The sequence below is a fragment of the Nonomuraea polychroma genome (genome assembly GCF_004011505.1).
Taxonomy (GTDB): domain Bacteria; phylum Actinomycetota; class Actinomycetes; order Streptosporangiales; family Streptosporangiaceae; genus Nonomuraea; species Nonomuraea polychroma.
On the sequence record NZ_SAUN01000001.1, the window covers coordinates 10759538 to 10772750 of the forward strand.

Below are 13213 nucleotides of genomic sequence, written 5' to 3' on the forward strand. Positions count from 1 at the left end.
GTCTGCAAGGAAACGGGACTGTGAATTGTCGAGTGGGGCGGCAAACAACTGATGCTGATGTGACAGATCTGGTTCAATGTGACGAGATCATGCTTTGCTGTGAAAGGTCTGGTCATGAACCCTTTGCGCCCTGGTGATCCAGAGCAGATCGGCGAGTACGCCATCGTCGGTCTCCTGGGAGAGGGGCCGCGGGGCGAGGTTTTCCTCGGACGGGAATCCGAAGACGCGCCCATCGTCGCCATCAAGCTGCTCCCGTCCGACCCTGAGACCGGCCCGGACGCGCTGGCCAAATACCTGCGCGCCAAGCGGGTGTCGAGTTCCTACGTGGCCAGGGTGCTGGGCGCCGGCCGGCTGGAGGATCGTCCGTACGTCGTCCGCGAGTACGTCGAGGGCAAGAGCCTCGCCCAGGTGGTGGCGGACGACGGGGCGCTGAGCGGTGACGCGCTCGAGCGGGTCGCGGTCGGGGTGCTGACCGCGCTGTCGGCCGTGCACCTCGCCGGGCTGTCGCACGGATCGCTGACGCCGCACAACGTGATCCTCGGCGCCGACGGTCCGAGAGTGACCGACGCCGCGCTCGGCGAGCCCGTCGGCGAGGTCGTCTACCAGGCTCCCGAGCAGCTCGCCGGCCTGCAGTACGGTCCGTACGCGGACGTGTTCGCCTGGGCCTCGATCATCGCCTTCGCGGGGTCCGGCCGTCCGCCGTTCGACGGGCGGGAGGCGGTGCTGAACGCCGAGCCCGAGGTGGACGTCGAGGCCGAGCCGATGCGCAGGGTGCTGCTGTCGGCACTGGCGAAGGAGGTCGGGCAGCGGCCGACCACGTACAGCGCGCTCATGCAGGTGCTCGGCGACGCCGGCGCCGCCCGGCCGCCGGCCGCACCGGAGACGGTGATCGAAGGCGTTCCGGTCCCAGGCGTGCCGATCCCCGACCAGGGTCAGCCCACGCTCATCGAGGGTGCTCCGCCGATCCACATCCCGCTGGCGCAGGGCCCGATCCAGGGCCCGCCCCCGCAGGGTCCTCCCATGCAGGGCCCTCCGCTGCAGGGTCCGCCCATGCAGAGCCCTCCGCTGCAGGGTCCTCCTATGCAGGGGCCCCCGCTGCAGGGTCCTCCCATACAAGGTCCCCCGCTGCAGGGGCCGCCGGTGCAAGGTCCGCCCATGGAGGGGTACCCGCCCGTGCCGGGGCCGCTGGTGCAGGGGCCACCCGTGCACGGTGCGCCCGTTCAGGGGCCGCCGCCGATGCAGGGCATGAGCGTGCCGCCCCCGGTGCCGCAGCAGCCCGAGGCGCCCATGTGGGGACCGCCGGAGCAGGACCCGCAGCCGCCGCACCAGATCAGGCTGGAGGCGATGCCCGCCGGGTCCGCCGCCCAGACACCGCGCCGGGGCTTCCCCGTGGCGCTGGTCGCCGGCGTCGGAGTGGTGGTGCTCCTGTCCGGCCTGGGCCTGTGGGGCGCCAACAGGTACGTGAAGTTGGAGCCGGTCAACCCTGCCTCCGTGGCTCAGGCCAACGCGGACCAGGTCCCGGTGCCCGCCGGCACCTCGGTGGCTCCCGTGCCGCAGGGCTCCAACCCCGTCGGCGCCGACCCGCAGCAGACGCAGCCCGATGTCCCGGTTCCCTGGAACACCACGGGCAGCACTGACGATTCGGGCATCGGCCCGATGATCCTGCCCACCGACGACACGTCGGCCTCGCCCCCGGTGCCCGAGCTCACGACCATGCCCCCCACGCCGGCCCCGGTGCCCACGCAGCCGATCCCCACCACGCAGCCCACCGCGACGGGATCGGCCCCGGTCCGGGCGACGCCCACCAAGAAGCGCAAGCACACGCCCACGGCCACCGTCACCAAGACGGTGAAGCCGAGCACGACCCCCACCCAGGAGCCCACGCCGACGGAGGAGCCGACGCCGACGCCCACGAAGACGACGGCCAAGCCGACCCCGACGAAGACCACGGCGAAGCCCACTCCCACGAAGACGACGGCCAAGCCGACCCCCACGAAGACCACGGCGAAGCCCACGCCGACCAAGACGACGGCCAAGCCCACGCAGCCGCCGGCGAAGAACCCGTACACGCCTCAGCAGGTGTGCGGGGCCGGCTTCTCCATCCAGCGCTCCAGCGTGTTCACCGGCGGCACCACGTACCAGCTGTGGAACAACAGCACCGGCCAGAACTGCGTGGTCACCATGAAGTCCGCGGACGTGGGCAAGAAGACCCCGGTCAGCGCCACCCTGGACGTCCAGGGCGGGGGCTCGGCCACGGACTCGGGCAACTTCGAGTACTACGCGGGGCCGGTCAAGCTGCCCGCCAAGGGCAAGTGCGTGAAGTTCTCCGGCAGCGTCGGCTCGCAGCGCACCAGCGTCGGCTGGGCCAACTGCGGCTGAGCCGTCCCAGGGCCCGGACCTCGCGTCCGGGCCCTGAACGCCGGTCAGTAGCCGACGTAGTCCAGGCCGTTCTTGGTGTTGACCACACCCGGCACGTTCGACACCGATCCGTAGCGTGAGATCGCGTACCGAACGCCCGCGATGATGTTGTCGACGGGGTCGTAGATGTTTCCGTGACCGGGCAGTTTGTGGGCGTTGAACGTGGGGTCGATGGTCTGCATCAGGCCCTTGGACGGCGTGCCGCGGTCCGCGTTCGAGTCCCAGTTGTTGATCGCGTTGGGGTTCCCGCCGGACTCGTGCTGGATGATCATCCAGATGTCGTTGGCGTTCATCTTCGAGGCGGGCACGCCGTGCCGGGTCAGGATCTCGATGGCCTGCTCGATCCACTCCTTGACCTGGCCCGTCGGCGCGGGCCCGCCGCCGGGCGGGGGCGGACCGCTCGGGCCGTACCCGCCGTAGCCGCCTGTGGAGCCGCCGCCGCCCGCAGAGCCGCCGCCTCGGTGACCTTCGAGGGAGGTGCGGTCCTGTGTCTGGTAGCCGGGGTCGGGCTTCCACTCGATCTTCCGTCCGGGCGCCGGCGTGAACTCCTGGAGCGTCACGTCCGGGATGTCGCGGAAGAGCAGCTCGCGTTCGGTGAGGAACCGGTTGATGTCGCCCTGGGCCTTGTGCACGGCGCTCTTCGCCTTGTTCAGCCACGGCCGGGCCTCGCCGAGCGCCTCGTTCACCATCCTGCGCAGCTCCGGCTTCACGTCCTCCTCGGTCGCCTCGGAGTTGTTCGCGAAGTAGCGGACCTCGTAGTTGTGCGCGTTGGTGACCAGGTCCTTGCGGATGGCGCTGATCTCGGTGCGCGCCTCGCGCAGCGCGCTCGCGACGCCGTCCAGCGAGGACGCGCAGCTGGACAGGGCCCCCTTCAGTTCCTCGGCGGCCCTGCCGTACTTGCGCATGTAGGTGTCGAACTGGTCGGCCGAGCGGCCCTTCCAGGCGTCGTCCACGACCTCGACCGCCGCCCCCAACTCTCCGGCGAACTCGTTGAGGTCGCCGGAGGCACTCCGCCACGCGCCGGCCAGCGACGTGATCTTGTCCGGGTCGCCGGTCACCTTCCTGAGCATCTCCATGAGCTGCTGGTACTCCGGCAGGTCGGAGACGCTCACGAGGTCCCTCGGTGCGCGGCGCGAATGTTCTCCTCGACGCTGCTGAGGCCGCGTTCGGTGCCGTCGAGCTTGCGGTAGGCCTGGTCCATTTCCCTGGCCAGCGTGGTCCAGACGTTGTCGGCGGCCGCGGCCAGCAGGCCGGAGTCGGGCAGGTCGCCGAAGATCTCCTCGTTGACCGGGGTGCGGTTGTTACGCAGGTTGCCGTGCTCGTCGTAGCTCTGCTTGCCGGGGTTGCGCTCGCGCAGGGTGTCCTCGTACTGGCCGGCCGCCTTGTTGATGGCCTGCCGGCATCGGTCCAGTGCGGAGAGGTGAATGTCAAGATCCGCCACGTTCGCCTCCTGACGGTCCGGTGTCCAGGTACGCGGTCTGCATCAGGCGCGCGCCGAACCGCCTGTCCACGAGGTGACCGCGCCCCTGTGGCAGCGTCTGGGGGCGCACGTTGCCGAAGAGGAAACCTTCGTCCTTGCTGCCGGACATGAGCAGCGCCGGGGTCGCCATGTCCTTCATGCGCTGGATCACCGGGTCGAACATGGCGCGGCCTGCGCCGCCCATCTGGCGGGCCAGCACCAGGTGCAGGCCGATGTCGCGGGCCTGCGGCAGCAGCTCGACCAGCGGCAGCAGCGGGTTGGACGAGGTCGCGACCAGGTCGTAGTCGTCGACGAAGATGTACAGGTCCGAGCCCTGCCACCAGCTGCGGTCGCGGAGTTGCTCGGGTGTCAGGTTCGCCGGCGGCAGGCGGCTCAGCAGGGCGCCCCTGGCGTCGTTGATCAGCTCGGTGGCGGCCGCGCTGGAGGCCGCGTAGCCGATGCGGTGCTCGGTGGCCGCCGAGTCCAGCAGCGACCTGCGGTAGTCGATCACGATCATCATGGCTTCACTCGGCTGCTTCCTGCGTACCAGCCCCTCGGCGATGAGGCGCAGCAGGTTCGACTTGCCGCTCTCGTTCTCGCCGAACACCACGAAGTGGGGGTCGGCGTCGAAGTCCAGCGCCACGGGAGACAGGGAGGCCTCGTCGATGCCGATCGGGATGCGGTCCGGGTCGTCGGGCAGCGCCGAGACGGACAACACCGGCGGGAGCAGCCGGACCGGGGGCGCCACCGGGCCGTGCCAGGAGTCGCGGACGGCCTGCACCAGCCCGCGCGCCCCGGCCGCGAGATCCGTCGCGTTCTGCACGCCGTCGATCCTGGGCAGCGCGGACAGGAAGTGGAAGCCGTCCTTGGTCAGCCCGCGCCCGGGAGCGCCCTCGGGGACAGCGAGGGCCTTCTTCCTGCTGACCTCGGACTCGTACGCGTCGCCGAGCTTGAGCTCGATCTTGGTGCCGAGCAGGTCGCGGATGCTGGGCCGGAACTCCGACCACTTGTTGGTCGCGGCGACGAGGTGGATGCCGTAGCCGAGCCCGCGTGCCGCGATGTCGGTGATCGTCGGCTCCAGCGAGTCGAAATCCTGCCGGAGCGTCAGCCACCCGTCCACGACCAGGAACACGTCGCCCCAGCCGTCGCCCTCGATGGCGCCCTCCTCGAGCAGCCGCCGGTACGTCACGATCGACTCGATGCCGTGCTCGCCGAAGTCCCGTTCGCGCTGCTCCAGGATCGCGCCGACCTCGGCCACCGTGCGGCGCACGCGCTCGGCGTCGAGCCTGGTGGCCACACCGCCCACGTGCGGCAGCCCCTCCAACGAGGCCAGCGCGCCGCCGCCGAAGTCCAGGCAGTAGAACTGCACCTCGCGCGGCGTGTGCATGAGCGCCATGCTCGCGATCAGCGTTCGCACCACGGTGCTCTTGCCGCTCTGCGTGCCGCCGGCCACGCCCACGTGGCCCGCGGCGCCGGACACGTCCAGCCAGAACGGGTCGCGCCGCTGCTCGAAGGGCTTGTCGATGATGCCGATGACGGCGTGCAGCTTGCCCCGCCCGGCCCAGCCCGCAGTGGTCAGGCCGTGCTCTTGCGTGACGGACAGCGGCGGCATGAGGTGGGCGAGGGTGGGCGGCTCGGACAGCGGCGGCAGCCAGATGCGGTGGGCCGCCGGCCCGTGCCCGGCCAGCCGGCCGACCACGACGTCGAGCAGGCTGCGCTGGTTGCGGCTCGCGGGCTCGTCATCCTCCTGCGGTGTGGTCTGGACGGGCGTGGTGATCTCGGGCAGCGGCATGAACGCGGGCCCGTACTCGACGATCTCGCGCAGCGGCGCCTGACCGTCCGCGGCGACGGCCTGGGCCGGGTCCTCGTGGTGGGCGCCGGAGACGTAGGCGGCCTTGAACCTGGTCATGCCGCTCGTGTCGTACTTCAGGTAGCCGTTGCCCGGCGCGGACGGCAGCTCGTACGCGTCCGCCACGCCCAGCACCACCCGGCTCTCCATGGCGGAGAACGTCCGCAGGCCGATCCGGTACGACAGGTGCGTGTCCAGACCGCGCAGCCGCCCCTCCTCCAGCCGCTGCGAGGCCAGCAGCAGGTGCACGCCGAGCGAGCGGCCCAGCCGGCCGATCATCACGAACAGGTCGATGAACTCCGGCTTGGCCGCCAGCAGCTCGCTGAACTCGTCCAGCACGATGAACAACGTCGGCATCGGCCGCAGGTCCGCGCCCTGCTCGCGAGCCCGCTCGTAGTCGCGCAGCGAGGCGTAGTTGCCGGCCGCGCGCAGCAGCTCCTGCCTGCGCACCATCTCGCCGTGCAGCGCGTCGTGCATGCGGTCGACCAGGGGGAGCTCGTCCTCCAGGTTGGTGATCACGGCGGAGACGTGCGACAGCGTGTCCAGGCCGAGGAACGTCGCGCCACCTTTGAAGTCGACCAGGACGAAGTTGAGGATCTCGGACGAGTGCGTGATCGCGAGCCCGAGGACGAGCGTGCGCAGCAGCTCCGACTTGCCCGAGCCGGTCGCGCCGATGACCAGCCCGTGCGGGCCCATGCCGCCCTGTGCCGACTCCTTGATGTCCAGCTCGACCACCCTGCCGTCGCCGCCCAGGCCGATCGGCACGCGGAACCTGTTGCGGCCGGCCCTCGGCTGCCAGGTGACCGCGGGCTGGAGCCTGGCGGGGTCGCCGACGCCGAGCAGGTCGGTCAGCGTGGTGTTGGTGCTCAGCAGGTCCTGCGACTCGCCGCCCGAGCCTGCCGAGGCCCGCAGCGGCGCGAGCTGCCTGGCCAGCCCCTCGGCGCGGGGGTAGTCCAGCGAGTCGGGGTCGCCCAGCCGGGTCGTGGAGCGTTTGCCGGCGTGGTCGATCTTCACCATGTGGAAGCCGTCGGGCCGGATGTCCAGCCGCAGCGTGCTGGCCTCCTCGACCGGCCCGGTCGCGTCCGACAGGTCGATCACCGTGACGCCCTGGATGGCGTCGGTGCCGAGCTGGGAGTCGTGCGGCACGTGCCCGCCGTCCACGATCACCACGTGGTACGGCAACGCGTCCGTCGAGGTGCCCGGCCGGAACCTGGCCCGTTCCTTCAGCTCGTCGCCCACGAGCTGGTCGAGCTGCCCCAGGTTCTCGCCCATCAGCCGCACCTGGCCGGCCGCGTCCACCTCCTCGGGGTGCAGCGCGTGCGGCAGCCATTTCACCCAGTCCCAGTGCGGCATCCACTCCTTGCTCGCGCACACGAGGATGCGCATGTCGTCGGGGGAGTGGAAGGTGGCCAGCTGGGCGATCATCGCCCGGACGAGGCCGCGGACGGCACGCGGGTCGCCGCTGAGGTGGATGCGGGCGAAGGAGTTGAGCGCGACCGCGACCGGCAGCCCGGCCACGGTGGAGTGGGCCCTGACGAACCTGCGCAGCGCGCCCGCCGTCAACGCGTCGAGGTCCTCGATCGGCTTGGAGTCGGGCGGGATGAGCTGCACGGCGAGCTTCTGCACGCCCGTGCCCAGGCGTACGGTGCCGAAGTCGTCGTCGCGGGGCCTGCGCTCCCACAGGCGCGGCCCCATGGCCACCCACCACAGGGTGTCGGGGGCCGGGCCGCTCCACTCGAGGGCCTCGCGTTGCTGGACGGCAGCCTTGCGGACCCTCTTGCGGATCTGGGAGAGGTAACGGAAGTAGTCCCGGCGCAGGCCGTTGAGCCGGTTCTTGCGCTCGCTGGCGTTGCGGCCGAACTGGCCGGCGGTCATGCCCAGCATCGAGACGGCGAACAGTCCGCTGGCCACGTACATGATCGGGCTGGAGTGGCCGCCCGCGGTGAACATCAGCCCCATGGCCGCCCCACCGGCCAGCATCGGGACGTACATGAGGACGCCGCCGAGCCCGGCCGGCTGGACCTCGGGAATCTCCGGCGGAGACTCCAGCAGGATCTCCCCGCGCGGTGGCTGGGGGCTCGGACGGCGCTCAGGACGCCGGACGACAACAATGCTCACTGACGGGACAACCCTCCTGTCACCTGAAACACTTTCTTACCAGATGCGCCATCCTTATATGTGGCCGTCCCTATATGTTCGCCATGTCGGTCGTGTCGTTTTAAGCCAGCCGGATCTGGAGTGGTCGTGACCTCGCTCGCCCATCCGCCCATGCAGCCCATGCCGCCGGTGCCCCCGGTCCCGCACGGCGCGCCGGGCCGGGCGCCGCTGGCGCCGCTGTGCCATGTCACGATCGTCGCCCCGCGCCGCCGGGTGGATCTGGCGCTGCCTGCCGACATCCCGCTGCCGCACGTGCTGCCGGGGTTGTTGCGCGCGGTCGGTGAGGCGAGCGGTGACGCGGCCGGCGCGCCCGGCTGGGTGCTCCAGCGGCTCGGTGGCCAGCCGTTCGATCTGGGACAGACGCTGTCCTCGCTCGGGGTGCTGGATGGGGAGCTCCTCTACCTACGGCCCCGCGAGTTCACGTTGCCGCCCGCCCTGTACGACGACGTGGCCGACGTCGTGGCCACCGGCGTGAAGCAGAGCACCGGCAAATGGGAATCCCGCCACACCAAGGCCATGGGCACGGGCGCGTCGGCCGTCCTGCTCGCGCTCGGCGCCCCCGCGCTGGTCCTGTCCGGCAGCGCGCCGCTGGGCGTGACCGTGGTCGCGGGCATGCTCGCGCTGCTGCTGCTCGGCGTCAGCGCCGCGCTGTCCAGGGCGGTCGGCGACTCGTCCGCCGGCGCCCTCATCGGATACGCCGCCCTCCCGTACGCCTTCCTGGCCGGCCTGTACGGCCTGGTCAGCGGCTCCACCCTGGCCGGGATCGGCGCCCCGCACCTGCTGGCCGCGCTCACCTGCACCGCACTGGTCGCCACGGTCGGAGGCACCCTGGTCGCGGACGGTGTGGCGGGATTCCTGGGCACGGCCATCGCGACGGTGGCAGGCGCGGTGGCCGCGGCCGTGGTCATGGTGTTCGGTGTGCCCGCAGTGGGCGTCGCCGCCATGACGGTCACGATCCTGATCTCGCTCAGCCCGCTGATCCCGTCCCTGTCGTTCCGGATCGCCCGGGTGCCGCTGCCCGCCCTGCCCGCCAACGCCGAAGAGTTGCGTGCCGACAACCAGCGGCTGGACAGCGACGCCGTGCTCAGCCGGACCGCACAGGCCGGCCGGTACGCCACCGGCATGGTCGTCGGCATCGCGCTGACCGCCATCGGGGCGCTGGCGTACCTGATCACCGCCGCCACCTGGATGGCGGTCTCGATGGCCATCGTGCTCTCTTTGGTGCTGCTGCTGCGTGCCCGCGTCTTCCACGGGCTCGGTCAGCGGCTCTGGCTGCTGGGCACGGGGCTCGCCGGTCTGGTGGCGGTGGCGATCGCGCTGGCCGCGGGCGCCGGCACGGTGGCGGCCGCGGCCGTGGTGATGGGGCTGCTCTGGCTGGCCATGCTGGTCGTCGGGCTCGGGCTGTGGTTGCCGTCCGGGCGGCTCTCGCCGTTCTGGGGGCGTGCGGGCGAGGTCGTGGACGTCATCCTGCTCATCGCGCTCTTCCCGCTGGCGCTCGGCGTGCTCGAGGTCTACACCTGGATCCGGGGCCTGGCCGGCTAAGTGGTGGTCTTCACATCCGGTGCGATCCACTCGAAGTCCTGGTGGCCGACGGGCAATTGCCCCGGGGCGGGTGGCTCCTGGAACGAGGGCAGGTCGCGGGTGTCGATGGTGGCATGGGAGAAGTCGATGGCCGCGCCCCCTCCCGGGAACACGAACCCGAACTGGTGCTGCTTCTTGACCAGGGACCCGAGGACCTGCATGCCCTCCTTGAGCATGTTTCCCAGCATGCCGGCGAAGATCGCCGTGGCGCTGAGCATCATCGATCCGACAAGCCGCTCCATGATCATGCCGGCCGCCGACACCGTGGGTACCGGTGAGAACTTCATCCGAAGGGCCGCGACGAGCAGCGAGCCCGCCGTCAGCACCGTCCCCCCGAGCTCGAGCCAGAAGCTGCGGAACCCGGCGGCGACCTCGTCGATCACACCCCCGACCTCGCTGAACGTGTTGCGCAGCGCGCCGATCTCCCGATGGAAGATCCCCTGTGCCCGCGCGAACGCCTCCTGGTCCTCCGCGATCCAGCCGCTCTTGGACGCCGCGACGATCCGGGGCATGACGTTCTTGACGCCGTCGTCGAGACGGGACGCCATGCCGAACTTCCACGTGGCGGCGGCCGCCGCCATGGCCGGTTCGTCGGCCGCGGCCATGGTCGCCACCGCGACGACCGGGATCATGTAGGGCGACAGCCTGGCGAGCCCGCGCAGAGCGCTGAGAACCCTGGCGCTGAGGGACTCCGCGGAGCGGGCGGCCATGGGCGCCACCCGGCCGAGCGTCGGGCTGGGCGAGGGCGGGCGCGCCGGGCGGAGCGGGGAGCGTCTGTTGACCGCATCCAGGTACGGGTCGCGTGTGGGTCCCCTGCCCTTATTGATCGCATCCAGATATGGGTCACGGCTCATGCGCGGTATCTCACGATGCTGGCATCCTCGGCGGCCCGCCAGTTGCGCTGACAGTTGGTCAGCGCCCGATTCCAGCCGTCGAGCGTGGTCTCGGCATCCTTCAGCAGCTCGTCGGCCCGCTGCATGATGCCTCCGTACGTGCCCCCGAGGATCATGTCGCCCAAGACGCCGAACCCGAGACCTGACAGCGCCGTCTCCGGGACCAGGCCCTTGACGAAGCCGATCATGTCGTTCTTGAGCTCGAGCTCCACCATGTTCCGCGTTTTGGCGATACAGGACGAGGTGATGTGGATTTCACGATTAGCTGCCACGATGCCCGATTCTCGCGGTGCTTTGCCCCTGTTTCATCACCTAGAACAGGATTTAGTGATCACTTCAGTGGTCGGAAAGCCGCTGCTCCCGGAGCGTTAACCTAGGAGCGGTGGCGTGTCGGAATGAACTCCAGCCACTTCCACCCCGACGATCTCGACCGCGTCCTGCAGGAGAGTGAAAGCTCGATCCGCGCGCTGGCCGGCGCCCTGCACGAGCTGGGCGCAGTCACCGGAGAGGGCGAGAGTCTCAGCGGCGTGGTCCGTGCCCGGGTGGATGCCAACGGTTGGCTCGATGACCTGCGGCTGAGCGCGAGGGCCTCCAGGATGGAGCTGGACGAACTGACCGCGGAGATCGTCCAGGCGGTCCGCGCCGCCCAGGACGACCAGGCGCGCAAGGCCTTGGAGCTGATGCCCCAGCAGTCCTTCCCCGGCATGTCCTTCGATGAGGTCAGCCGCCAGTTCCAGGAACTCCAGGATGACTTCTCCCGGCAGATGAGCGAGCGGCTCGACGGCCTGGAGACCATCCGCCGCCGCGTTGATTCCGGCGACCACTAGCCGGACATCCCTGCCCCCGCCAACCCTTGAGGATAGGGTTGTGACCAAAGCGTCTTTTGTGGCATGTGGGGTATGCGGATGATCGAGCGGGAGTTCGGCGCGCTGGATTTCGACAGGATCCTGAAGAACGCCGACGAGCAGATGTCACGCGTGGCCGAGTTGCGGACCTCCATGACCGAGCTGGTCGGCCAGGCCGAGGACGAGGACGGCCTCGTCACCGTGGAGTTCTCCGGCGGCGGGCTCAAGGAGCTGGTCCTCCACCCGAAGGCCATGCGCCTGACCTCGGGCGAGCTCGCCGAGCGCATCAAGCTCACCGTCGCCGAGGCCGCCGCGGACCTGCGGCGGCAGATGGGAGAGGCGATGGAGGAGGCCTTCGGCGAGGACAACCCGATGCGCTTCGGCACCGACTCCGACGCCGCCATGGAACAGGTACGCCAGGCGCAGGCCGCCTACAACCGGACCTTCGAGGATCTGATGGGGCAGCTCGACCGGATCCGCCAGCGCATGGAGGGCTGAGAGGCCGGCCCAGAGCGCCTTCATGGGCCGGCCTCGCCCAGAGCGCCTTCATGGGCCGGCCCACAACCTTTATGGGCCGACCGCGCCCGGGTCAGCCGATCTTCTCCGGGCCTGCCTCATGGGGGACGGACCAGACGCCGGGCTCCGGGTCGTAGATCTCGCGGGTGCGCTCGTCTCCCTCGTTGCCGGCCGCCGCGCCCATGCCCACCCCCGGGGGGTAGGTCATGAAGCCCGAGCCTGGAGTGGCCGTCCCGCCCCTGAGCACGGCCGGGGTGGCCGCCGGAGCCGTGCCGTTCGTGCCGTACCACGTGGCCGCGCCCGGCTGAGCGGACGCGTACGGGTTGGGGGTGCTCGCCGGGGGCTGGGTGGTCGGGATGATCGTCCCGTTCGGCGTGGTCGTCTGGTACGGGTTCGTGGTCGTGCCGGGCGGCGTCGTGGTGGTCGGGTTCCCGGCGTCCGCGAGCTGGGTCTGGTCCTTGTTGTCGGCGCCGATGACCGGGGGAACGTCCTGCTGCTGGTCGGCGCCGTCCTGGCCCTGGTTCTGGCCGGGAGGCTGTTGTTGCTCGCCGGGGCCGCCGGGCTGCTCCGGGGTGGAAGGATCCTGCGGGTCCGTGGACGGGTCGTCCCGGCCCTGCTCGGGATCCGTCCGGTCGGGGTCCTGCGGCGTGTCCTCGCCGCTCTCCGGACCGTTTCCGGTGTCGCCCCCACCGGTGCCGCCGCCTGATCCCGAACCGGCACCTGATCCTGGACCGCCGCCGTCCGTGCCGCCGCCGTTCCAGTACGTGGTCGTGCCCGTGGACGTCCTGGACCCGCTGCCGGGGTCGAGCTTGTCCTGCTTCTGCAGGTCCACCTCGAGAGGGGTGATGTCGGGCATCTGGAAGGCGAGGCCCTCGGCCAGCTGGCTGTTCAGACTGGCGATCTTGACGTTGAGGTCCTCCAGGTCCTTCCTCGCCTGCGCGTCCACCTGGGCCGCCGGCGGCAGCAACGGGGTGTTCGGCAGGCTGCCGTTGCCGGTGATCAGCGGCGGCGCGGTCTGGCCGGTTCCAAGGCCCGAGCCGCCGTAGGCGCCGTAGTTGCCGCCGTTGGTGAAGAGCCTGTCGTTGGACAGCAGGGGGGCGCTGTTCGCCGGGGCGGCCACCTTCTCGCGGGTGGTCCTGACCTCTCTGGCGTAGTCGGTCATCGGCCGGCCGGTGTCGTGCATGGCGTCGGCGAGCGCGCCCGCGCTGGCGTACAGCAGCCGCAGCGCCTTCAGCGCCTTGGTGGCGTCCTCGCCCCGCCATGCGCGCGACAACCCGTTGGCGGCGGTCATGATGGCGTCCTGGACGCCGCCCTCGTCCCGGATCAGCTTGGCCGCCTGCAGGTAGCTCTGGCCGGCGGACTCGATCCGGTCCGGATCGGTGGCCTCCAGCCAAGCGACGATCTGCTGCTTGGTGGTGTCGCAGTCGGGTGCGGTGACGCCGACCTCATAGACCCTGATCGGCTCCCAGTGATCGGCCATCGCTCATCCCTGCCG

Annotated in this window: 10 protein-coding genes; 4 read left to right on the top strand and 6 right to left on the bottom strand. The window is 70.6% G+C overall.

Features of this window, described 5'->3' with window-relative positions; translation table 11 throughout:
• Window positions 1-114 precede the first annotated feature (114 nt).
• Window positions 115-2379: a serine/threonine protein kinase gene (locus EDD27_RS50275; RefSeq protein ID WP_127939793.1), complete on the top strand. Its 2265-nt coding sequence runs from the start codon at window positions 115-117 to the stop codon at window positions 2377-2379.
• A 44-nt stretch (window positions 2380-2423) separates the two neighbouring features.
• On the opposite strand, the gene EDD27_RS50280 is transcribed toward EDD27_RS50275, so the two are convergent.
• Genes EDD27_RS50280 through eccCa form a run of 3 tightly spaced genes read right to left on the bottom strand, consistent with a single transcriptional unit; the run spans window position 2424 to window position 7844 of the window.
• A complete protein-coding gene (locus EDD27_RS50280; RefSeq protein WP_127939794.1) occupies window positions 2424-3530 on the bottom strand; it encodes a WXG100 family type VII secretion target in 1107 nt (368 codons plus the stop codon).
• Entirely contained in the window at window positions 3527-3859 is a 333-nt protein-coding gene (locus EDD27_RS50285; RefSeq protein ID WP_127939795.1) for a hypothetical protein, read from the bottom strand. Before EDD27_RS50285 ends, EDD27_RS50280 begins: the two co-directional genes overlap by 4 nt.
• The gene (gene eccCa / locus EDD27_RS50290) at window positions 3846-7844 is read right to left on the bottom strand and encodes a type VII secretion protein EccCa (protein ID WP_127939796.1); all 3999 of its coding nucleotides are present in this window, start codon (window positions 7842-7844) and stop codon (window positions 3846-3848) included. The genes EDD27_RS50285 and eccCa overlap by 14 nt, the downstream gene beginning before the upstream one ends.
• Before the next feature lie 126 nt (window positions 7845-7970).
• Here eccCa and eccD point away from each other — a divergent pair, with 126 nt between their 5' ends.
• A complete protein-coding gene (gene eccD / locus EDD27_RS50295) occupies window positions 7971-9425 on the top strand; it encodes a type VII secretion integral membrane protein EccD (RefSeq protein ID WP_241564670.1) in 1455 nt (484 codons plus the stop codon).
• Here eccD and EDD27_RS50300 read toward each other — a convergent pair.
• Entirely contained in the window at window positions 9422-10318 is an 897-nt protein-coding gene (locus EDD27_RS50300) for a hypothetical protein (RefSeq protein WP_127939797.1), read from the bottom strand. The two genes, eccD and EDD27_RS50300, sit on opposite strands and share 4 nt — an antisense overlap.
• Window positions 10315-10572 carry a hypothetical protein gene (locus tag EDD27_RS50305; protein WP_127939798.1) on the bottom strand — a complete coding sequence of 86 codons (258 nt, stop codon included), beginning with the start codon at window positions 10570-10572 and terminating at the stop codon, window positions 10315-10317. Before EDD27_RS50305 ends, EDD27_RS50300 begins: the two co-directional genes overlap by 4 nt.
• 180 nt (window positions 10573-10752) lie before the next feature.
• On the opposite strand from EDD27_RS50305, the gene EDD27_RS50310 reads away from it, so the two are divergent.
• Window positions 10753-11184, top strand: a complete 432-nt coding sequence (locus EDD27_RS50310) for a YbaB/EbfC family nucleoid-associated protein (RefSeq protein WP_127939799.1) — start codon at window positions 10753-10755, stop codon at window positions 11182-11184.
• A 72-nt stretch (window positions 11185-11256) separates the two neighbouring features.
• Complete coding sequence (locus EDD27_RS50315) at window positions 11257-11700, top strand: YbaB/EbfC family nucleoid-associated protein (protein WP_241564671.1); 444 nt, start codon at window positions 11257-11259, stop codon at window positions 11698-11700.
• A gap of 91 nt (window positions 11701-11791) precedes the next feature.
• Here the strand turns inward: EDD27_RS50315 and EDD27_RS55155 are convergent, their stop codons facing one another.
• A complete protein-coding gene (locus EDD27_RS55155; protein WP_164904150.1) occupies window positions 11792-13198 on the bottom strand; it encodes a WXG100 family type VII secretion target in 1407 nt (468 codons plus the stop codon).
• Between the last annotated feature and the right edge of the window lie 15 nt (window positions 13199-13213).